The sequence below is a fragment of the Actinopolymorpha sp. B17G11 genome, from assembly GCF_040196095.1.
GTDB lineage: Bacteria > Actinomycetota > Actinomycetes > Propionibacteriales > Actinopolymorphaceae > Thermasporomyces.
This window is the reverse complement of record NZ_JBEFTW010000029.1, coordinates 1-20,995: the sequence shown is the minus strand read 5'-3', so window position 1 is coordinate 20,995 and position 20,995 is coordinate 1. Positions and strand designations below refer to the sequence as shown.

Genomic DNA, 20,995 nt, shown 5'->3' with positions numbered 1-20,995 from the left:
ACGAACCTCCCGCAGGTCATTCATTCGTTGGCGTCATATGGCGGGCGCCGCGGAAAGGAAACAACAATGCTCATCGCACAACGTCCCACTCTCGCCGAAGAGGTTGTCAACGACTTCCGCTCGCGTTTCGTGCTCGAGCCCCTCGAGCCGGGATTCGGTTACACGCTCGGCAACTCCATCCGGCGGACGCTGCTGTCGTCCATCCCCGGAGCGTCTGTCACCAGCGTCAAGATCGACGGTGTCCTCCACGAGTTCTCGACGATCCCGGGCGTCAAGGAAGACGTCACCGAGGTCGTGCTGAACCTCAAGGAGCTGGTCGTCTCCAGCGAGCACGACGAGCCGGTGACGATGTACCTCCGCAAGCAGGGCCCGGGCGAGGTGACCGCTGCCGACATCGCGCCGCCGGCCGGTGTCGAGGTGCACAACCCGAACCTCCAGATCGCCACGCTCAACAGCAAGGGCAAGCTCGAGATGGAGCTGGTCGTGGAGCGCGGCCGCGGCTACGTCTCGGCGGTGCAGAACAAGCGGGTGGACGCGGAGATCGGCCGGATCCCGGTCGACTCGATCTACTCGCCGGTGCTCAAGGTCACCTACAAGGTCGAGGCGACGCGGGTCGAGCAGCGGACCGACTTCGACAAGCTGATCGTTGACGTCGAGACCAAGCCGTCGATGCGGCCGCGGGACGCGGTGGCGAGTGCGGGCAAGACGCTGGTCGAGCTGTTCGGGCTGGCACGCGAGCTCAACGTCGACGCCGAGGGCATCGAGATCGGCCCGTCGCCGGTCGACGCGCAGCTCGCCGCCGACCTGGCGCTGCCGGTGGAGGACCTCAACCTCACCGTCCGTTCGTACAACTGCTTGAAGCGGGAGGGCATCCACACGGTGGGTGAGCTGATCTCCCGCAGCGAGCAGGACCTGCTCGACATCCGCAACTTCGGCGCCAAGTCGATCGACGAGGTGAAGCAGAAGCTGTCCGGCATGGGCCTCGCGCTCAAGGACAGCGCGCCTGGATTCGACCCGAGTGCCGCGGTCGACAACTTCGACGAGGAAGAAGAAAGCTTCGCCGAGACCGAGCAGTACTGATACGGCCGTACGTAGGGCGGTCGTTCACGCAGGATCGCTTTCGTATGAAGGGGCCCCTCATCCCAGCGGTTGCTACGAGGGGTCCCTTCATCGGGGAACGTCCCCACCACTGACTCCGGTACCTCATACGGCCGGTGCAGGAAGGAGAACCAGCAATGCCCAAGCCCTCCAAGGGCCCTCGCCTCGGCGCCGGCCCGGCACATGAGCGGCTGATGTTGGCCAATCTCGCGACGTCGCTGTTCCGGCACGCCCGGATCACAACGACGGAGACGAAGGCGCGCAGGCTGCGGCCGTATGCGGAGAAGCTGATCACCAAGGCGCGGCGCGGCGATCTGCACGCCCGCCGGCAGGTGCACGCGGTCATCCGTGACAAGGAGATCGTGCACACCCTGTTCGCGGAGATCGGTCCCTACTACGCCGATCGGCCGGGCGGCTACACCCGGATCACGAAGATCGGTCCGCGCAAGGGTGACAATGCGCCGATGGCCGTGATCGAGCTGGTCCAGGGCCAGGTGGGTGGCGGCGACACCGGTGGTGCCGACGCTGGCACGGCGGCAAAGAAGGCCGCATCCGCGCCCGCTGCGGCGGAGAGTGAGTCTGCTCCGGCCGAGAGCGCGTCGCAGGAGGCTGCCGACGCGTCCGCGACAGACGCCGGGAACGAACCGGCGGAGGCTGCGGAGGACAGCGGTGACAGTAAGGACGACAAGTCCTGACGGCTGTCCCATCCGACCACGAGCCAGAGCCCGCTGAGCCTTCCATGCAGGAGGACAGCGGGCTCTCGCGCATCCAGCCGGCGGCAGAGTTGGTGCGTCTCCGGCTGGATGTGGCGTACGACGGAACCGACTTCGCCGGCTGGGCGGCTCAGCGTGGACAGCGCACCGTCCAGGGCGAGCTGGAGCGCGCGCTCGCCACGGTCCTGCGGCTCGCCGAGCCGGCGCCGACGACGTGTGCCGGGCGTACGGATGCCGGCGTCCACGCTCGCGGGCAGGTCTGCCACGTCGACGTCCCACGTCCGGCGTACTCCGCGGTGCCCGGCCGGGATTCCACCCACCCGCCCGCCGTGTCCCTCCACCGCCGGCTCGCAGGCACGCTGCCTGCCGACGTCCGCGTCCGGGGCGTCCGTGAGGCGCCGGCCGGGTTCGACGCGCGGTTCTCCGCGGTCTGGCGGCGCTATGCGTACCGCGTGTGCGATGACCTGGCGGCTGCGGATCCGCTCCGCCGGCACGAGGTGCTCCTCCACGCGCGCCCGCTCGACGTGGCGGCGATGAACGCGGCGTCGCACCGCCTGCTCGGCGAGCACGACTTCGCGGCGTTCTGTCGGCGGCGGGAGGGCGCGACGACGGTCCGCCGGCTGCTGGACCTTTCGTGGGAACGCGACGCCAGCGGTCTTGTGACCGCCCGGGTGACGGCGGACGCGTTCTGCCATTCGATGGTGCGGGCACTGGTGGGCGCATTGCTGGCGGTGGGTGTGGGCCGGCGCCCCGTCGAGTGGCCGGCGGCTGTGTTGGCGGGTCGCGTGCGGGACTCGGCCGTGAACGTCGTACCACCGCGCGGCCTTACCCTCGAAGAGGTGGGCTATCCACCGGATGACGACCTGGCCGCACGCGCGCACGCGGCTCGGCGGCGCCGGACCGTGGAGGCAGGGGACGGAGATTCGGCGGGAGCCGCCGGTTCATGAGCGATCACTACTTCTCCGCCGCGCCGGGCTCCCGGGCCGTGCCGCGGACCGTGTCGTTCTCGGCGTACGGGCGTGCGTACACGCTGACGTCCTCGAGCGGGGTGTTCGCCGGCGATCGGCTCGACCTGGGGACGTCCGTGCTGTTGCGGGAGGCGCCGCTGCCGAGTCGGCCCGGCACGTTTCTCGACCTGGGCTGCGGCTACGGCCCGATCGCCTGCGTGCTCGCGACCGAGCAACCTGGGGCGACCGTGTGGGCCGTGGACGTCAATGTGCGGGCGCTGGAGCTGACACGTACCAACGCCGCCACGCTCGGCATCGCCGGACGGGTACGCGTCGCGACGCCGGATGATGTGCCTGACGACGTGTCCTTCGACCAGGTCTGGTCCAACCCGCCGATCCGGATCGGGAAGCCGGCCCTGCATGTCCTCCTCGAGCGGTGGCTACCGAGGCTGACCCCCGACGGTGTGGCGTGGCTGGTCGTCGCCCGCAACCTCGGCGCCGACTCACTGCAACGCTGGCTGAATGGCGAGGGCTGGCGTGCCGAGCGGCACGCCAGCTCCAAGGGATACCGGGTTCTCGCCGTACGCCGGAGCTAGTTCCTCATCGCGTCCGGCGGGCGCGGGGTGGGCTCCGGCCAGTCCGGCCAGTCCGCGGGTGTCGGCGTGGTGGTCGGTGCGGGAGTGGGTCGCGGTGGGGCGGGGGATTCGGACGGCGTCGGCGTGGGTTCGGGCCAGTCCGGCCACGGCGTGGGCGTGGCCGTCGGCGAGTCCGACGGCGTCGGCGTTGGCTCGGATGGCCGCGGCGTGCCTGGCGGGCAGGTCGGGGCCGGTGGTGGAGAAGGCTCGAGCGGTTTGGCGGTAGGCGTCGGTGCGGTCGTTGGCCTGGTGGATGGTGCGGTCGCCGCCGGTGACTTCGACGGGAGCAGGGAGGGCGTCGGGGACGGTTGGGGTGTGCAGTCCGTGGGTCGTGGCGTGGGTGTCGCGGGCCGTGGCGTCGGCGTGGAGGGCGTGCCGTCGGCGGGGACGATGCCACGCTCCAGAATCGGGAGGGCCGCGACGCTCGTCACCGTACCGACCACAGCGAAGGCGGCGCCTCCGGCGACCATCGCGCGTCGAGCGTGTTGGCGTCGCCGCGCCCGCGCGAGTGCGAGATCGGCCATACCGGGAACCGGCCGGGCATGGTGGGCAAGGTCCTCGATCGCGTGCCGGATCCGACCGTCGGGATCGTCCGGCGGCATCTGCTGGTATGAGTGGGGAGTCACGGGCGTACCTCCATCGATGTGGGCTTGCGTGCCGCCGCTGCGGCTGCGGCCAGCGGGTGGTCGGCAAGGTCTGGAGCGAGGACGCGAAGTCGAGCGAGCGCTCGGGAGGTCTGGCTGCGTACGGTGCCGACCGAGCAACCGAGGACGGCGGCGACTTCGCGTTCGGGCAGGTCCTCGAGGAATCTCAGCACCAGGACGGCCCGTTGCCGTGGAGCGAGCTTCCGCAGCGCTTGCAGGACGTCCAGGCGCGGCCCGACCTGCTCGGCCGGATCACGGGCGGCAGGGTCGTGTACGGCGCCAGCGTTGCCGGCCCAGGGGGTGGCGGACGGGTCCTCGCGAATCCTCGCCCTTCGCCGCCAGCGGCTCACCTGGTCGTGGTAGATGGCACGCCGGACGTACGCCTCGGGTTCGTTGACCTTGTGCCACCTGGCCGCCAGCTTGGCGAGCGCGTTCTGCACGAGGTCCTCGGCGAGGTGCTGGTCGCCGGTCAGGACATATGCCGTGCGTAGCAACGCCAGCGAGCGCGCGTCGACGAACTCCCGGAACTCGTGCTCGGACCGTGCGTCCATGCAGGCATCCTCCCGTTGACTAGTCATCCCCTAAGACGCACGGACGTCCAGTCACTATGCCTGCAGTTCGGAAGGGAACCTGCATTCGAAAAGAAGCGGAAAGGACCACGCTCGGCAGGCGCTCCGGTTCGCCGCGGAAGCGACGCACGGCGCCAGGCAACCGGCCGACTGCTCTTACGTGGTCCTCTCAGACGCTCACGTCGAGCGCTCGTTCAGGAAGGAGCGTCGCCGAAGTCGGGGATCTCCAGCTGCCTACCACCCTGTAGCCGGTTGGTTGACCTCGGCGAGGAAAGCGCCGCGAGAGCCCGACCCCGTGATCACGGGATTCACGCCGACCTCTGGCAGGGATGGCGCCCGGTCCCGCCAACACCGATGATGAGCATCATCGTCGACGCCGGGCTCCGGTGTCTTGCGGGCGGAGATGCCCATGAACGTTCCTCTGATGCCGCCCCGTCAGCACCTGGTCCTGGCCTGCGTCCTCGCTGCCGCGGCGGTCGCCGCACTGATCCTCGGTGTCCGCTGGCTGGCCCCTGTGCGGACGGAGGGGATAACGGAGGGCATGACGGGGGGAGTGGCGGAGGGAGCGACCGCCATGCGTGGGGAGTCGTACGGAGGAGTCGAGGTGCAGGTGCCGGCGAGCTGGGGATACGGCACGACCGGCTGGCCGCCCTGCCTGCAGAAGGCAAGTGACTCGCCGTACGTCGGACGGCCCGTCGGCGGGATTCCCCTCATCGCCTGCAAGGAGAAGGTCGCTCCCCCCGACAAGCGGAAGGCCTATCTCTGGTTCGACGCCTACCGTGCACCGCCCGGTCTCAAGAACCACGACGGCGGTTGGGCCGAGGAGACGTGGGTCGTCGCGGGTGTCACCCTGACCGTGCTCTCCGACGATGCCACGCTGCGTAAGCGGATTCTCGACTCCGCCCGGGAGGTCCGCGAGACGGACACCTACGGGTGCCCGGTCGACCACCGGATCACCACCGGTCCGGACGCACGACCCGATCCCGGTACCGGCGGGCTCGCGACGGTCGGACAGGTCGCGTCGATCACGGTGTGCAGGTACGCCCTGGACCGCGGGCAGAACGTCGCTCCCCAGCCGGTGCTGTCCGCGAGTCGGCTCGCTGGCCCCGCTGCCCGGAAGCTTGTGGACGCCGTGCGCGCGGCACCGGAGGGCGGTGGACCGAACGAGCCCCAGAACTGCAGCGCGGACTGGGCCCTTGGCGAGGAGGTCATCGTCCTGCGGGTGAACGGCGACCGGGAGCAGGAGGTCTTTGTCCGCTACAGCGGCTGTGATGCCCACGGTATCGACGACGGCGCCACTCTGCGGGCACTCACTGCCGACGTCGTGCGGCCGTTGCTGCGCGGGCCGCATGCCCCGGGCGGACTCCAGGGGCCGGTCGGCCTGATGGTCTGGCCCCGGACCGGTACGAAGTAGACGCGGACCCGGTGGTTCCGGCGTACGACCGTAAACCGCTCGCGCCCGCTGACGGTGGACCGGGACACTGGGCTGCATGGGCTATGTGGACGTCGCGGGGATCCGGTACGAGCTGCCGGACGGTCGGGTGCTGCTCGACGACGTGTCGTTCCGGGTGGGTGAAGGCGCCAAGGTCGCCCTCGTCGGCGCGAACGGGTCGGGCAAGACCACCCTGCTCCGGATCGTCGCCGGCGACCTGGATCCGCACGCGGGTGCCGTGAGCCGCAGTGGCGGCCTGGGCGTCATGCGGCAGTTCGTCGGGTCCGTACGCGACGACACCACGGTTGCCGGCCTGCTGCTCTCGGTCGCGCCGCCGCGCATCCGTACCGCCGCCGAGTCCGTCGAGCGGGCCGAGCTGGCCATGATGGAACGAGACGACGAACCCACGCAGCTGCGTTACGCCCAGGCCCTCGCCGACTGGGCCGACGCCGGCGGCTACGACGCCGAGGTGTTGTGGGACGTCTGCTGCACCGAGGCCATCGGCCTGCCGTACGAACGCGCACGCTACCGGGAGGTCCGCACCCTCTCCGGCGGCGAGCAGAAGCGGCTCGCCCTCGAGGCCCTGCTCCGCGGTCCCGACGAGGTGCTGCTGCTCGACGAGCCGGACAACTTCCTCGACGTCCCCGCCAAGCTGTGGCTCGAGGAACGCCTCAACGAGTCGGACAAGACCGTGCTCTACGTCAGCCACGACCGGCAGCTCCTCGCCAACACCGCGACCCGCGTCGTCACGGTCGAGTTGGGCGCCGCCGGCAACTCGGTGTGGACGCATCCGCAGGGGTATGCGACCTATCACCAGGCCCGCCTCGACCGGTTCGCGAAGCTCGAGGAGCTTCGCCGGCGCTGGGACGAACAGCACGCCAAGCTCAAGGCGCTGGTCGCGCTGTACAAACGCAAGGCCACCAGCAACGACAAGATGGCTTCGGCCTACCACGCGGCGCAGACCCGGCTGCGGAAGTTCGAGGAGGCCGGGCCTCCGCAGGCGCTCCCACGCGAGCAGAACGTCAAGATGCGCCTGCGTGGCGGCCGCACCGGCAAGCGGGCCGTGATCTGCGAGACCCTGGAGCTCTCCGGTCTGATGCGAGCGTTCGACCTCGAGGTGTGGTACGGCGACCGGGTAGCGGTGCTGGGCTCCAACGGCTCCGGCAAGTCGCACTTCCTGCGGCTGCTCGCGGCCGGAGGTTCGCTCCCCGAACCCGAGCACCGGCCGGTGGGCGACGTCCCGATCGCGCCGGTCGCGCATACCGGCCGGGCGCGGCTGGGCGCGCGGGTACGTCCCGGCTGGTTCGCGCAGACGCACGAGCATCCGGAGCTGGTCGGTCGTACGCTGCTGGAGATCCTGCATCGCGGCGACGACCATCGGGTGGGCATGCCGCAGGAGGAGGCGGCGAGGGCGCTGGACCGCTACGAGTTGGCGCAGGCGGGCGACCAGACCTTCGAGTCGCTGTCGGGTGGCCAGCAGGCGCGGCTGCAGATCCTGTTGCTGGAGCTGTCCGGTGCGACCCTGCTGCTGCTCGACGAGCCGACGGACAACCTCGACGTCACCTCCGCCGACGCGCTCGAGGAGGGCTTGGCGTCGTACGAAGGAACTGTGGTGGCGGTCACCCACGACCGGTGGTTCGCGCGCGGGTTCGACCGGTACCTCGTCTTCGGCGAGGACGGCAGCGTGTACGAATCCGACACCCCGGTCTGGGACGAGGGTCGGGTGAGCCGCGCTCGCTGATGCGGCTACGCCTGAACGTGGCCGCATCAGCAAGGTCTCGGCTGATCAACTGCCTCCCGAACCACCCGAGCTACTGCCGCCGGACTGGCCGCCCTCGGCGCCTACGTAGTACCAGGCGCCGTCCTGCTCGAGGAACGCAAGTGTGGCCTCGCCCTCCGGCGTCCGGAGCGAAACCCCTGTCGTGCCCGGAAACCGGGTCGAATCGGTGGTCCCGACGATCTCCGCGTCCTTGGTCAGCTCGGCGAACTCACTGATGTCGGCCGCGGAGTCCGGTTGCATCTCGTTGATCTCCTCCTGGCTCAGCTCCTCCCCCATTGCCGTGAGGCAGTCTGGGTGTGCGACACAGTGCATCATCCATACCGTGTCGACATCCCGGCCTGTACGGCCGACAAGAACGTCTGGGCCGCTGCCTCGGGGCTGCTCTGGTCCGCGTCGGTACTTTCCTGGCTGTCCCGTTCAGTTCCGGTCCCGGCGTCGCCGCTGCTCACGGCCTTGCCTGCGGTCCCATTGCCACCGGCCGTGTTGTCAGAGTCGCCGCCGCCCTGGACGAGCGCGACGGTGACCACCAGGGCAACGACGAGCACCGCCGCACCGGCAGCGATGATCCAGGGCAGAGCACGCTTGTTCCCGCCGCCCGGCGGGACCTGCTGGCCGGGGGAGCCCTGCGGTGAGTAGCCCTGCTGGGGTGGGTAGCCGTGCTACTGGTGTGGCTGCTGCGGTGGGTAGCCCTGCTGCGGTGGGTAGCCCTGTGGCTGCTGTGGCGGGTAGCCCTGTTGCTGGTAGGGCTTCTGGGGCGGGTGGCCCTGCTGGTGTGGCTGCGGCGGCTGCTGGTGTGGGGCTTGCTGCTGGTGCGGCTGTTGCGGGTACTGCCCAGGCGGCGTTGTCATTGCTGGATCCTCCCCGTCGAGTGACCCCGGACATAAAAGGACATAGAGGATGCCACAACCGAAAGCGGATCGGTGTCACAGTCCGTTCACTGGCGCAGAGCTTTTCTACGAGACGGCGCGAACGGCGCTCGTCGGTGAGCACGGACCGCTTACGCCCGACCAGCTGTCCGAGATCGAGCAGGTCCTGCGAACCACACCAACCCAGTCATGGCCATCAATGGGTTCCGCCGGGCTTTTCCGTACTCGCGTGCCGGACTCAGATCGACGGGATGCTCTCCACCAGCAGGTCGGAGACGCAGAAGCAGGCCGGCGAGAAGTCCTTCGTCCACCCGAACCGGAGCAGGGTCGCGCGCAGGACCGACGGTGAGGCCCGGTAGTCGGTGGCGACCATCGACGCGAGGGGCACGACGGTGAGCTGTGGGACGCAGGCGAGCAGAGCGTCGCGGAGTCCCACGGTGACGAAGGCAAGCGGGAACAGCGCCGACGTGACGGCGGTGGCGTCGGGGCCCCCGACGCAGATCCACTCCTCCTCCGGCGGTTCGTACGCCGTCAGCGTGAGGTTGTGGGCCCGTCCGAGATGGGTGAGGGTGGTCTCGGCTCCGCGCCTGCTCCACTCCGGCAGGGGGGCGTTCCATGGTGCTGTGCCTTGCCAGCGGCTGAGTACGGGATCGAGGTCCATCATCGCAGGGCATAATTCCCCGCCCTACAACGCCAAAACTGCACGAGGCGTGTCGACACGAGGTCCGCGTCACGACAAGCCCCCATGGCGTCACGTGCGCCGCTCCTTGACGTTTCGAGCGGGACCACACGACGTCGCGCGCGCCGACCCTTGAGGTTTCGAGCGGGTCCCCACGACGTCTCGGACGCCGACCCCTTGAGGCTTCGAGCGGGACCGGATGACGTCTCGGGCGGCCGGCCATGATCATGACGAAAAGTCGGCTATGCGCCCCGAAACCTAATGATCACGATCATGATCACCGGGTGGTGGTCGTGGGGCTGGGGCTCCTCGGCTTGCGCAGGGTGAGCCGCAGGATCCGGTCGTCCTCGGCCACGATGTCGTTGCGGCCGTCCCGGTTGGACGTGGTGAGCCAGATGCTGCCGTCGGGCGCGTTGATCGCGTCCCGGATCCGTCCGTACCTCCCCACCAACGCATCTATCGGTCGACCGGCGATCCCGGCCCCCGGCCGCCACCGGATGCTGGCCTCGCCGGTGCCCGCTCCCGCGATCCGTTCGCTGCTGATGTTGACCGGGCCGCCGAGGCCCACGAGGTAGATCCGCTGACCGCGCAGGCAGGTGACGATCGCGGTACGACCGAGGATGGCGATGCCGTTTGTGACGCCGATCTCCGGCCGCCACACCGCGACCGGGTTGACCATGTTCGGCTCAGTCCCCATGCCCTGGACCTTGGGCCAGCCGTAGTTCCGTCCGGGTGCGATGAGGTTGAGCTCGTCCCAGACCGCCTCGCCGATCTCGGCGGAGTACATGCGCCCCTCGGCGTCCCAGGCCATCCCTTCGGGATTGCGATGCCCGTACGACCAGATCAGTGAGTCCTTGAACGGGTTGCCCGGGGCCGGCTTACCGTCGGTGGTCATCCGCAGGATCTTGCCGCCGAGATTGTCCAGGCCCTGCGAGCCTCCGGCGTGGGAGGCGTCGCCGGTACTGGCGTACAGATAGCCGTCGGGTCCGAACCTCAGCCGTCCGCCGTTGTGCACCCCGGCGCCGGGGATGCCAGTGACGATGGCCTCCGGCCGCGGGCGGCCGTTGAGCCGCACCCTGGCGATCCGGTTGTCCTTCTTCGTCGTGTAGTAGATGAAGATCGTCTTGTCTCGGGCGAACCTCGGTGAGACCGCGATGCCGAGCAGGCCGCCCTCGTTGTTGGCGTACACGCCCTCGATGCTGGTGAGGGGTTTGACGGTGAGCTCACCGCTCGCGTCGCGGCCGGGGCCGACCTTGAGGATGCGGCGTTTGTGTCGTTCGGTGACGAGCGCGCCGCCGTCGGGGAGAAACGCCACTCCCCAGGGGACGTCGAGCTTCGTCACGAGCGTGCTGACCGAGACGAGATCGTCGCCTTTGGACGATCCCCTGGGGTCTTGGTGATAGTGGAAGTCAGTGGGCGTGGGGATGTCCGTCGGCGATGGCGCCGGATCTGTCGTACACGCCGAAACCAGGGCAAGTGCCAGGCCCACGACCAGCGCGGCAGCGCGGATGCGGTACGGGGTCGGCACATCGCACTGCAATGCTGATGACAATTTGTGACAGGTCACGTACTGACGGTATCTTCCTGGTGGTGGCGGAGACGCCAGGTCCGGTTCTTCGGATCGTCCGGTGCGCCCCACCCGGGTCACGATCGCGGCCCCATTTTGACCCGTCTGCGCGGCCCCAGGTATCCTGAGCGGTCGTTGCGCTTGCTGGCCGTACGACTCCTGCAATATGTACGTCCACGGGCGGCGCGCGAAGCGCTCTGCCTCCCGCGGAGCCATGAGACCCCAGACCGACCATGGCTAGTGACATGGTCCACCACGATCGACTACGAAGGCCGACGACTGTGCGCACCTACAGCCCCAAGCCCGGCGACGTTCCACGCCAGTGGCACGTGATCGACGCGACCGACGTCGTCCTTGGCCGGCTTGCCAGCCAGACGGCGACGCTCCTGCGCGGCAAGCACAAGCCCACCTTTGCCCCGCACATCGACACCGGTGACTTCGTCATCATCGTCAATGCCGACAAGGTGGCACTGTCCGGCAACAAGCGTGAGACCAAGTTCGCCTACCGGCACTCGGGTTACCCTGGCGGGCTCTCCGCGGTCCCCTACGGCACCCTGCTCGACAAGAACCCCCGCAAGGCGATCGAACGCGCGGTCTGGGGAATGCTTCCCAAGAACCGTCTCAGCCGGAAGCTTCTGAAGAAGCTGAAGGTCTACTCGGGTCCTGATCACCCGCACCAGGCCCAGCACCCCGAGACCTACTCGATCCACCAGGTCGCACAGTAAGACCCAGATCAGTAACCACCAAGATTTCGCAGTTTCGACTGCGCCGAAGTGAGGAATCCCGTGGCCGAGTCCACCACCCAGCCGGTCGACACCGAGAACCCCGCTCCACAGGGCGCCGGTCAGCAGGGCGATGCCGAGAGCACCGTCGCCTACAGCTCCGAGAGCGCCCCGGTGAGTTCTCCGGCGCCGCGCCCGGCAGCGGTCGCTCCCGCGGCTGCGACCGGGCGGCGCAAGGAGGCGGTCGCGCGTGTCCGTCTGTTGCCCGGCTCGGGCGAGTGGCGGATCAACGGCAAGACGCTGGACCAGTACTTCCCCAACAAGGTGCATCAGCAGCACGTCAACGAGCCGTTGGCGCTGCTCGAGCTCGCCGGACACTACGACGTGATCGCCCGCATCGACGGTGGCGGCGTCACCGGCCAGGCGGGCGCCCTCCGGCTGGGCATCGCCCGTGCCCTCAACGAGGTCGACGTCGACGCGCACCGACCGTCGCTCAAGCGCGCGGGAATGCTCACGCGGGACGCCCGGGCGAAGGAGCGCCGCAAGGCCGGGCTCAAGAAGGCCCGCAAGGCCCCGCAGTACTCCAAGCGGTAAGTTCCTTCGGTCGTGGGCCGGCTCTTCGGCACCGACGGCGTTCGCGGGCTCGCCAACGGCGAGCTCACCGCCGAACTCGCGCTCGACCTCTCGGTCGCGGCCGCACACGTCCTCGGCGAGGTGGGAGCCTTCGAGGGACACCGACCTACCGCGGTGGTCGGGCGCGATCCCCGCGCTTCGGGCGAGTTCCTCGAAGCTGCCGTGGTCGCCGGCCTGGCGAGCGCCGGGATCGACGTCGTACGCCTGGGAATTCTTCCGACCCCCGCGGTCGCGCATCTCACGGCCAGCATGGGCGCCGACCTCGGGGTCATGCTCTCGGCCTCACACAACCCGATGCCCGACAACGGCATCAAGTTCTTCTCCCGCGGCGGGCACAAGCTCGACGACGCGATCGAGGACCTGATCGAGGCCCGGTTGCGGGAGCCGTGGCAGCGGCCGACCGGGGTCGGAGTGGGGCGCGTTCGCGACGACAGCGCCGGGTTCGAGACCTATGTCACGCACCTCGTCGACTCAGTGGTCCAGCCGCTCGACGGCCTCACCGTGGTGGTCGACTGCGCCAACGGCGCCGCCTACCGCACCGCTCCGGAGACACTGCGCCGGCTCGGCGCCACGGTCATCCCGATCCACGCCGAGCCCAACGGGATCAACATCAACGACGGCTGCGGTTCCACCCATCTCGAGACGTTGACCGCGGCGGTGGTCGGGCACGGCGCGGATGTCGGTATCGCCCATGACGGCGACGCCGACCGCTGCCTCGCCGTCGACGCGGCGGGTGAGGTCGTCGACGGCGACCATATCCTCGCGATCCTCGCCGCCGGGATGCGCGACGACGGGACCCTCCGCAACAACACCGTGGTCGTCACCGTTCTGAGCAACCTCGGCTTCGTTCTCGCGATGCAGCGCGAGGGGATCGACGTCGCGCAGACGAAGGTCGGAGACCGGTACGTCCTCGAGGCGATGAAGGCAGGCGGCTTCGCCCTCGGCGGCGAGCAGTCCGGACACGTGATCCTGCTCGACCACGCGACGACAGGTGACGGCGTACTCGCGGCCGTGCACCTGCTGTCCCGGATGGCGACGACCGGTCGCCCGCTCAGTGAGCTCGCCCGCGTGATGTCCCGACTGCCTCAGGTGCTGGTCAACGTCCGTGGTGTCGACAAGGCGCGGGCCGACTCCGACCCGGTCGTGCTCGCCGCGATCGAGGCCGCCACGGTGGAGCTCGGCGAGACGGGACGGGTCATCCTGCGGCCGTCCGGCACCGAGCCGGTGGTACGGGTGATGGTGGAGGCGCCGACGTTCGCGCAGGCCCAGCAGGTGGCCGATGAGCTGGCGACGACTGTGGAGCGGGCTCTCGCACTCTGAGGGTTCTCGGGCTCTGAGGGAGCTGTGCACGCGTCCGCTAATTCCGTGGCGCGGTCGCTGGCCGGCGTGCCAGGCTCCCGGCCGTGCAGAACTCCACGTACGAGGTTGTTCGCGTTGATCCGTTCGATGACGTCGCGTTTCGTGCCTGGTTCGACGCGAGGGAAGCGGGCATGGCCGCCGGCCGGATCGCGCCGCCGCCAAGAGCGTTCGTCGAACAACTCGTCCACTACCAGACCAGCTCGCAGACCTGCACCCTGCAGCCGTTCGTGGCGGTGGAACGGGACGTCGTCGTGGGTGCGGGCAACCTCGAGCTGCCGCTGCGGGACAACCGCACGCTCGCGATGTTCGATCTGGCGGTGCCGCCGGAGCGGCGGCGCGGAGTCGGTGCTGCCCTCCTTGCGTACGTCCTCGATCAGGCACGGGAGGAGGCAAGGACCAGCCTTCTCACCGAGGTGTTCGCGCCGCGCGGGACGGTGCTGGCGGACTGGCCGGGTGTCCGCTTCGCCGATCGGCACGGCTTCACCACCCGCATCACCGAGATCCGCCGCCAGCTCCGGTTGCCGGTCGACCGGGAGCGGCTGGAGGCGCTCGCCGCCGAGGCGGCCGAGAAGGCGTCGGACTACCAGCTGGTGGCGTGGGCGGGTCCGTGTCCGGTGGAGTACGCCGAGCAGTACGCCTACCTCAAGGGTCTGATCATGGCCGAGGCTCCGACAGGTGAACTCGACTACGAACCGGAGCGCTGGGACGTCGCCCGGCTCCGCGAGGAGGAGGACCTCGCAGTCCGCCAGGGCCGGTCGCTCTACACCTGTGTGGCACTCGCGCCGGATGGCACGTTGGCCGGGCACACCCAGATCGCGGCGTCGCGGCACCAGCCCGAGTGGGCGTTCCAGTGGGACACGCTCGTCCTGCGTACGCACCGCGGGCGCCGCCTCGGCCTCGCGCTGAAGGTCGCCAACCTGCAGGCGGTGGCGGCCGCCCAGCCGCAGGTCGAACGCATCACCACGTGGAACGCCGAGGAGAACGGGCCGATGATCGCGGTCAACGAGGCGCTCGGCTTCGAGATCGTCGAGCTGCTGCAGGAACGCCAGCGCGACCTGTGAGCGGCACCGTGACTGCCCGGCGCGGCCGGCAGTGCGACAGCCGTCCCCGGCCGGCCCTGCGACAGCCGTCCCCGGCCGCCCCTGCGACAGCCGTCCCCGGCCGCCCCTGCGACAGCCGTCCCCGGCCGCCCCTGCGACAGCCGTCCCCGGCCGGCCCTGCGACAGCCGTCCCCGGCCGGCCTGCGGCGGTCGGTCAGCTCGGCACGCCCCGGGCGGGTGCGAGGTGGCGGCCATGATCATGAAGCCGGACCGGACTGTGAAGGCAAACGGGGCCATATGTACGCAGAACCTTCATGATCACGATCATGATCACTAGATTTTGCGCAGGCGGACGCGGGTCACGGTGTGGTCGGGGCCTTTGTGCAGGACCAGGGTGGCGCGGCCGCGCGTGGCGGCGATGTTGTGCTCGAGGTTGGGCCCATTGATCGTGTCCCACAGCGTCCCCGCCTGGGCGACCGCCTCGTCGTGGGTCAGGTCGGCATAGCGCCGGAAGTACGACGCGTCGTCGCGGAACGCCGTCTCGCGCAGGGCGAGGAACCTCCTGACGTACCACTCGCGCACGTCGGCCGGCGAGGCGTCGAGGTAGATCGAGAAGTCGAAGAAGTCGCTCACGGCGAGGCCGCGCCGTCCGTCGCCGCGGGTCCGCGCCGGCGCAAGGACGTTGAGTCCCTCCACGAGCAGGATGTCCGGCGCGGCGACCTCGAGTTCGCCGCCCGGCACGATGTCGTAGGCGAGATGGGAGTAGACCGGCGCGGTCACGACCGGAACGCCGGACTTCACGGCGACGATGAAGCGAAGCAACGCCCGTTGGTCGTAGGACTCGGGGAATCCCTTGCGGTCGAGCAGGCCGCGGCGTTCGAGTTCGGCGTTCGGGAGCAGAAACCCGTCCGTCGTCACCAGCGAGACGCGCGGGTGGTCGGGCCAGCGGGCGAGGAGCTCACGGAGCAGCCGGGCGACCGTGCTCTTGCCGACGGCGACCGACCCGGCGATACCGATGACGAACGGGGTACGCGCGGCGGCGGCGTCCGGCGATCCGCCGTTCGCCTCGCCGGCGAGGAACGTCTGGGTGGCCCGGTGCAACGCCGCCGTCCCCCGTACGTACAGGTTGAGCAACCGGGTCAGCGGCAGGTAGACCTCCCTGACCTCGGTGAGGTCGATCTCGTCCCCGAGCCCTCGCAGCCGCTCGACCTCGGCGGCGCTGAGGGGGAGCGGGGTCTGAGCGGCGAGGCGGGCCCAGGCGGCCCGGTCGAGTTCGACGTACGGAGTGGCCGCCGCGGTGGCGGCCCGGCCCTCCTCGGTGCGCGGCATGGGGCAATTGTTCCCTGCTGTCCAAACTCCGCTGCGACTGGTGCATCTCGACTTGGCCGATCGTCGCTTGCCGTTCATGCGAGCTGGCTACGCTGTGCAGCCATGTGCGGAATTGTGGGGTACGTGGGTTCCGGCAGTGCTTCGAGCACTGGAGCCGGGGGAGGACAGGGCGCGACCAGGGGGGCTGTGAGCGTCGTCGTCGACGGCCTGCGCCGGCTCGAGTACCGAGGGTACGACTCGGCCGGTGTCGCCGTGCCCGACGGCCGATCGGTCCGCGTGAGCAAGCGGGCGGGCAAGCTCGCCAACCTCCAGACCGCTCTCGCCGAGGAACCCCTGCCGGCGAGCCGAGCGGCGATGGGACACACCCGCTGGGCCACCCACGGCGCGCCGACCGACCCGAACGCGCACCCGCACATCGACTGCCACGGCAAGCTTGCCGTGGTGCACAACGGCATCATCGAGAACTTCGCCGCCCTCCGTACCGAACTCACCGAATCCGGGCACCACCTGACCTCCGAGACCGACACCGAGACGGTGGCGCACCTGCTCGAGGACGCATGCGTTGCCTGCGGGGGCGACCTCGCCGCAGCCATGCGCCGGGTCTGTCGGCGCCTGGACGGCGCGTTCACGCTGGTCGCCATCCACGCGGACACTCCCGACCTGGTGGTCGGCGCCCGGCGGAACTCCCCACTGGTGGTGGGCCGCGGCGAGGGTGAGAACTTCCTCGCCTCCGATGTCGCGGCGTTCATCGAGCACACCCGCGAGGCGATCGAGCTCGGCCAGGACCAGGTGGTCGCGATCACCGCCTCCGACATCACCGTCACCGACTTCGACGGCGAGCCGGTCAAGACCCGCGAGTTCCACGTCGACTGGGACATCTCTGCCGCTGAGAAGGGCGGCTACGAGTACTTCATGCTCAAGGAGATCGCCGAGCAGCCCAAGGCGGTCGCCGACGCACTGCTCGGGCGGCTCGCCGAGGACGGGCGACTCCGCCTCGACGACATGCGGCTCACCGACGACGAGATCCGCGAGATCGACAAGATCATCATCATCGCGTGCGGGTCGGCGTTCTACGCGGGAATGACCGCGAAGTACGCCATCGAGCACTGGACCCGGATCCCGTGCGAGGTCGAACTGTCGAGCGAGTTCAGGTACCGGGACCCGATCGTCAGCCGGTCGACGCTCGTCGTCGCGATCTCGCAGTCCGGCGAGACGATGGACACCCTGATGGCGCTGCGGCACGCTCGCGAACAGCGGGCCCGAGTGCTCGCCATCTGCAACACCAACGGCTCGACCATCCCGCGAGAGTCCGACGCCGTGCTCTACACCCACGCCGGACCCGAGGTCGGGGTCGCGGCGACGAAGACGTTCCTGACCCAGGTCGTCGCGTGCTATCTCATGGGGCTTTACCTCGCGCAGGTGCGGGAGTCGAAGTTCGGTGACGAGGTGTCTGTCGAGGTCGACCAGCTCGACGCGATGCCGGCTGCCGTGGAGCAGGCGCTGGGCACGATGGGTCAGGTCCGGGCGCTCGCGCAGGATCTCGCGGGCGCCAAGTCGGTGCTGTTCATCGGCCGGCACGTGGGTTACCCGGTGGCGCTGGAGGGTGCGCTGAAGCTCAAGGAGCTGGCGTACATGCACGCGGAGGCGTTCGCTGCCGGTGAGCTCAAGCACGGCCCGATCGCGCTGATCGAGGACGGCCTTCCGGTGGTCGTTGTCGTACCTCCTCGCGGGCGGGACGCCCTGCACGACAAGATCGTCAGCAACATCCAGGAGATCCGCGCGCGTGGCGCCCGCACGATCGTCCTCGCCGAGGAGGGCGACCTGACCGTCGAGAAGTGGAGCGACGTACTGATCCGGTTGCCGAAGGTGCCGACGCTGCTCCAGCCGTTGGTTGCCACCGTGCCGCTGCAGATCTTCGCCTGTGAGCTCGCGATGGCGCGCGGCAACGACGTCGACCAGCCGCGCAACCTCGCCAAGAGCGTCACGGTCGAATAGCTCGCGTTCCCGCTGGTGGCCCGGCAGGGCGGCCGCAAATGACCACGCTGAGCATGCCTGCCGACCTTTGCGAGGTGTCGGCGCCTGTCCCGGCTACCACAGGCATGCTCAGCGTGGTCATTTGCCGGGGCGCCGCAACGTCAGATCGTGACCCCGACCAGATGGCCGACCGCGTACGTCACCGCCATGGCGAGTGCGCCACCGGTGACGGTACGCACGGCCGCACGCGGGGCGGGGGCGCCGCCGAGCCGGGCACTCAGCGTGCCGGTCAGGGCGAGTGCCAGGACGACGGCGACGAAGCAGACCGGTACGCGGGCGCTGGTCGGTGGTAGGCCGATCGCGAGCATCGGCAGCAGTGCGCCGACCGTGAACGCGGCGAAGGACGCGATCGCCGCCTGCCAGGGGCTGGTGAGATCGTCGGGATCGATGCCCAACTCCGCCTCGGCGTGGGCGCGGAGGGCGTCGTGTTTGGTGAGTTCGACGGCGACCTGGCGGGCGAGGTCGGGCGAGATGCCCTTGGTTTCGTACAGTCCGGCAAGCTCGTCGAGCTCGGTGTCGGGGAGTTCGGCGAGTTCGAGGCGTTCCTTGTCCAGCAGCGCCTGCTCGCTGTCGCGCTGCGTGCTCACCGAGACGTACTCGCCGGCCGCCATCGAGAACGCACCCGCGAGCAGCCCCGCGATCCCGGCGATGAAGATCGTGCCGAGGTCGTTCGTCGCCGCCGCGACGCCGACGACGATGCCGGCGATCGACACGATGCCGTCGTTGGCGCCGAGGACGCCCGCACGCAGCCAGTTCAGGCGTCCGGCGAGATTGCCGACGTGGAGGTCAGGCTCCTCCGGATGCACTCCCTCGGCGGTGCCGTTGCGTCCGGTGTCGCTCATGGCGGCACGTTAGCCCTCGATCGCTACCTTCGGTAGCGAGGAAAGGCTTGCCGACCTCGGCATGTCGCGTCGTGTCGTGTGGTGCACGACGGCGGATGCGCGAGGATGGGCCGGTGATCGTCGGTCTGGGTATCGATGTGGTGGACATCGAGCGGTTCGAGGCAACGATCCGGCGTACGCCTGGGCTGCGCTTCCGGCTGTTCACCGATGCCGAACGCGACCGGCCCGTCGCATCGTTGGCGGCCCGGTTCGCGGCGAAGGAAGCGCTGGCCAAGGCGCTCGGTGCGCCGGTCGGCCTGCACTGGCAGGACGCCGAGGTCGTGACGGACAGCGACGGGCGGCCGTGGCTGGAGGTACGTGGGTCGGTCGCCGAGCAGACGGAAAGGCTGGGAGTGACCGGCATGCACCTGTCCATGTCGCACGACGCGGGGATGGCCTCCGCCGTGGTGGTGCTGGAGCGGTGAGACCGCCAGCGACCGGCGACCCCGGCAACGAGACCCCGGCAACGAGACCGCGGAAACGAGACCGCGGAAACGAGACCGCGAGCAATGAGACCGCGAGCGATGAGACCGGAGCGGGGATGATCGGCTGATGCGAACGGCCCACACCGTGACGGAGGTCCGGGCCGCGGAGGCGGCTCTGATGGCGACCGTGCCCGACGGCACGCTCATGCAGCGGGCGGCGGCCGGACTCGCGACCGCGTGCGTGGACTACCTCGGTGGTACCTACGGCCGGTCGGTTGTCGTGGTGGCGGGTTCGGGGGACAACGGCGGTGATGCGTTGTACGCAGGTGCCCGGCTCGCCAGTCGCGGCGTCCGGGTCGGTGCAGTCGTGCTCGATCGGACCAAGGTCCACCAGGGTGGGCTCGCCGCGCTCCTCGCCGCCGGTGGGCGGGTGGTCGACGGATCGGCGTACGACCGGGCGATCGCCCAGGCCGACCTCGTACTCGACGGCATCGTGGGAATCGGTGGTAAGCCGGGTCTGCGTCCGGCCGCCGCGGCGGTGATGGATCTCGTCGAGGCCGACGGCGTTCCCGTGGTGGCGGTCGATGTTCCCAGCGGGATCGACGTCGACACGGGGGAGGCGCCGGAGCGGCACGTGCGGGCGGCGGTGACGGTGACCTTCGGCACGCACAAGGTCGGGCTCTTCGTCGACCCCGGGGCGACAGCGGCGGGGGTCGTCCACTTCGTCGACATCGGTCTCGGTCCGTACCTCCCAGAACCTGCCGTCGAGGCGCTCCAGGCGGCGGACGTCGCCGCGCTGCTGCCGGTTCCCGAGCGGGAGGCGCACAAGTACTCGCGCGGTGTCGTCGGGGTGGTCGCCGGTTCGCGGCAGTACACCGGTGCCGCCGTCCTCGCCGTGGGTGGCGCGCTCGGTGGGCCGGCCGGAATGGTGCGGTACGCGGGGCCGGCCGAGCCGGCGAGGTACGTACGGCAGCGCTGGCCGGAGGCCGTGGTCGGCGAGGGGCGCGTCCAGGCATGGGTGGTGGGCTCGGGGCTCGGCAGCGATCCGGAGCGGGCGGGGGACGTGCCGGGGATCCTTGCCGGTGGCGTGCCCGTGATCGTCGATGCCGACGGGCTGCGCTGGTTGCCCGACCGCTGCGACGGGCAGGTGCTGCTGACGCCGCACGAAGGCGAGCTGGGCCGGATGCTCGGCGTGGACCGGGTGCATGTCGCGGCCCATCGGCTCGCCTCAGCCCGGGAGGCCGCGCGCCGGTGGAACGCCACCGTCCTGCTCAAGGGCGCGTCCACGCTGGTGGCGGCGCCGGACGGTCGTGTGCGGGTCAACACGGTCGGCACCTCGTGGTTGGGCACGGCGGGCTCCGGTGACGTACTGTCCGGTCTCTGCGGATCCCTGCTGGCGGCGGGACTCGACCCGCTCGACGCGGGAAGTGTCGGGGCGTACGTCCATGCGACGGCGGGCGTCCTCGCCTCCCGCGGCGGCCCGATCGCGGCGCAGGACATCGCCCGCCACCTGCCCGAGGCGTACCGCCTCCTCCTCGGCGGTTCGTGACGCCGCACTGCCGCGGGGATCGATGGCGCGGCGTCATCGCGAGCGGTACGCCCGCGGCATGGCGGACGGGAACCGCTCCAGATAGGACTGCAG

At 69.9% G+C, this 20,995-nt stretch carries 21 protein-coding genes; 14 read left to right on the top strand and 7 right to left on the bottom strand.

What is annotated here, in order from left to right; translation table 11 throughout:
* The first annotated feature begins 66 nt into the window (after positions 1 to 66).
* The 4 genes from ABN028_RS25255 to ABN028_RS25240 all read left to right on the top strand — a co-directional run bounded on the left by ABN028_RS25255 (position 67) and on the right by ABN028_RS25240 (position 3,354).
* The gene (locus tag ABN028_RS25255) at positions 67 to 1,080 is read left to right on the top strand and encodes a DNA-directed RNA polymerase subunit alpha (protein WP_349326771.1); all 1,014 of its coding nucleotides are present in this window, start codon (positions 67 to 69) and stop codon (positions 1,078 to 1,080) included.
* Between the two features lie 155 nt (positions 1,081 to 1,235).
* Complete coding sequence (gene rplQ / locus ABN028_RS25250; RefSeq protein ID WP_349698362.1) at positions 1,236 to 1,793, top strand: 50S ribosomal protein L17; 558 nt, start codon at positions 1,236 to 1,238, stop codon at positions 1,791 to 1,793.
* A gap of 44 nt (positions 1,794 to 1,837) precedes the next feature.
* A complete protein-coding gene (gene truA / locus ABN028_RS25245) occupies positions 1,838 to 2,758 on the top strand; it encodes a tRNA pseudouridine(38-40) synthase TruA (RefSeq protein ID WP_349698361.1) in 921 nt (306 codons plus the stop codon).
* Positions 2,755 to 3,354 (top strand): class I SAM-dependent methyltransferase, encoded by a 600-nt coding sequence (locus tag ABN028_RS25240; protein ID WP_349698360.1) that lies wholly within the window; start codon positions 2,755 to 2,757, stop codon positions 3,352 to 3,354. The genes truA and ABN028_RS25240 overlap by 4 nt, the downstream gene beginning before the upstream one ends.
* Here ABN028_RS25240 and ABN028_RS25235 read toward each other — a convergent pair.
* Complete coding sequence (locus ABN028_RS25235; protein ID WP_349698359.1) at positions 3,351 to 4,019, bottom strand: hypothetical protein; 669 nt, start codon at positions 4,017 to 4,019, stop codon at positions 3,351 to 3,353. The two genes, ABN028_RS25240 and ABN028_RS25235, sit on opposite strands and share 4 nt — an antisense overlap.
* Entirely contained in the window at positions 4,016 to 4,588 is a 573-nt protein-coding gene (locus tag ABN028_RS25230) for a SigE family RNA polymerase sigma factor (RefSeq protein ID WP_349326780.1), read from the bottom strand. The genes ABN028_RS25235 and ABN028_RS25230 overlap by 4 nt, the downstream gene beginning before the upstream one ends.
* Positions 4,589 to 5,015: 427 nt before the next feature.
* Here ABN028_RS25230 and ABN028_RS25225 point away from each other — a divergent pair, with 427 nt between their 5' ends.
* Together ABN028_RS25225 and ABN028_RS25220 are read left to right on the top strand one after the other, a co-directional pair.
* Complete coding sequence (locus ABN028_RS25225) at positions 5,016 to 6,020, top strand: hypothetical protein (RefSeq protein WP_349698358.1); 1,005 nt, start codon at positions 5,016 to 5,018, stop codon at positions 6,018 to 6,020.
* A gap of 76 nt (positions 6,021 to 6,096) precedes the next feature.
* Positions 6,097 to 7,779: an ABC-F family ATP-binding cassette domain-containing protein gene (locus tag ABN028_RS25220; protein ID WP_349326782.1), complete on the top strand. Its 1,683-nt coding sequence runs from the start codon at positions 6,097 to 6,099 to the stop codon at positions 7,777 to 7,779.
* 45 nt (positions 7,780 to 7,824) lie between these two features.
* Here the strand turns inward: ABN028_RS25220 and ABN028_RS25215 are convergent, their stop codons facing one another.
* Positions 7,825 to 8,094 carry a hypothetical protein gene (locus ABN028_RS25215; protein WP_349698357.1) on the bottom strand — a complete coding sequence of 90 codons (270 nt, stop codon included), beginning with the start codon at positions 8,092 to 8,094 and terminating at the stop codon, positions 7,825 to 7,827.
* Positions 8,095 to 8,474: 380 nt separating this feature from the next.
* Between ABN028_RS25215 and ABN028_RS25210 the strand changes: the two genes are divergently transcribed.
* On the top strand, positions 8,475 to 8,690 hold the full coding sequence (locus ABN028_RS25210; RefSeq protein ID WP_349698356.1) for a hypothetical protein: 216 nt from the start codon (positions 8,475 to 8,477) through the stop codon (positions 8,688 to 8,690).
* A 232-nt stretch (positions 8,691 to 8,922) separates the two neighbouring features.
* Here ABN028_RS25210 and ABN028_RS25205 read toward each other — a convergent pair whose 3' ends face one another.
* Together ABN028_RS25205 and ABN028_RS25200 are read right to left on the bottom strand one after the other, a co-directional pair.
* Positions 8,923 to 9,348, bottom strand: coding sequence for a hypothetical protein (locus ABN028_RS25205; RefSeq protein ID WP_349326784.1), 426 nt, complete (start codon positions 9,346 to 9,348; stop codon positions 8,923 to 8,925).
* Positions 9,349 to 9,640: 292 nt separating this feature from the next.
* Positions 9,641 to 10,930: a PQQ-dependent sugar dehydrogenase gene (locus ABN028_RS25200; RefSeq protein WP_349326785.1), complete on the bottom strand. Its 1,290-nt coding sequence runs from the start codon at positions 10,928 to 10,930 to the stop codon at positions 9,641 to 9,643.
* A 281-nt stretch (positions 10,931 to 11,211) separates the two neighbouring features.
* Between ABN028_RS25200 and rplM the strand changes: the two genes are divergently transcribed.
* The 4 genes from rplM to ABN028_RS25180 all read left to right on the top strand — a co-directional run bounded on the left by rplM (position 11,212) and on the right by ABN028_RS25180 (position 14,705).
* Positions 11,212 to 11,655: a 50S ribosomal protein L13 gene (gene rplM / locus ABN028_RS25195; protein WP_349327325.1), complete on the top strand. Its 444-nt coding sequence runs from the start codon at positions 11,212 to 11,214 to the stop codon at positions 11,653 to 11,655.
* 60 nt (positions 11,656 to 11,715) lie between these two features.
* Positions 11,716 to 12,246, top strand: a complete 531-nt coding sequence (rpsI, locus tag ABN028_RS25190; RefSeq protein ID WP_349326786.1) for a 30S ribosomal protein S9 — start codon at positions 11,716 to 11,718, stop codon at positions 12,244 to 12,246.
* Between the two features lie 12 nt (positions 12,247 to 12,258).
* Positions 12,259 to 13,605, top strand: a complete 1,347-nt coding sequence (glmM, locus tag ABN028_RS25185; protein WP_349326787.1) for a phosphoglucosamine mutase — start codon at positions 12,259 to 12,261, stop codon at positions 13,603 to 13,605.
* Positions 13,606 to 13,688: 83 nt separating this feature from the next.
* Entirely contained in the window at positions 13,689 to 14,705 is a 1,017-nt protein-coding gene (locus ABN028_RS25180) for a GNAT family N-acetyltransferase (protein ID WP_349698355.1), read from the top strand.
* Positions 14,706 to 15,017: 312 nt separating this feature from the next.
* Here ABN028_RS25180 and coaA read toward each other — a convergent pair whose 3' ends face one another.
* Positions 15,018 to 16,013 carry a type I pantothenate kinase gene (coaA, locus tag ABN028_RS25175; protein ID WP_349698354.1) on the bottom strand — a complete coding sequence of 332 codons (996 nt, stop codon included), beginning with the start codon at positions 16,011 to 16,013 and terminating at the stop codon, positions 15,018 to 15,020.
* Between the two features lie 102 nt (positions 16,014 to 16,115).
* Between coaA and glmS the strand changes: the two genes are divergently transcribed.
* Complete coding sequence (gene glmS, locus ABN028_RS25170) at positions 16,116 to 18,008, top strand: glutamine--fructose-6-phosphate transaminase (isomerizing) (protein ID WP_349698353.1); 1,893 nt, start codon at positions 16,116 to 16,118, stop codon at positions 18,006 to 18,008.
* A 140-nt stretch (positions 18,009 to 18,148) separates the two neighbouring features.
* On the opposite strand, the gene ABN028_RS25165 is transcribed toward glmS, so the two are convergent.
* Positions 18,149 to 18,889 carry a VIT1/CCC1 transporter family protein gene (locus tag ABN028_RS25165; protein WP_349326792.1) on the bottom strand — a complete coding sequence of 247 codons (741 nt, stop codon included), beginning with the start codon at positions 18,887 to 18,889 and terminating at the stop codon, positions 18,149 to 18,151.
* A gap of 113 nt (positions 18,890 to 19,002) precedes the next feature.
* Between ABN028_RS25165 and ABN028_RS25160 the strand changes: the two genes are divergently transcribed.
* Positions 19,003 to 19,353, top strand: coding sequence for a holo-ACP synthase (locus tag ABN028_RS25160; RefSeq protein WP_349326793.1), 351 nt, complete (start codon positions 19,003 to 19,005; stop codon positions 19,351 to 19,353).
* 127 nt (positions 19,354 to 19,480) lie between these two features.
* Positions 19,481 to 20,902: an NAD(P)H-hydrate dehydratase gene (locus tag ABN028_RS25155; protein ID WP_349698352.1), complete on the top strand. Its 1,422-nt coding sequence runs from the start codon at positions 19,481 to 19,483 to the stop codon at positions 20,900 to 20,902.
* The last annotated feature ends 93 nt before the right edge of the window (positions 20,903 to 20,995 follow it).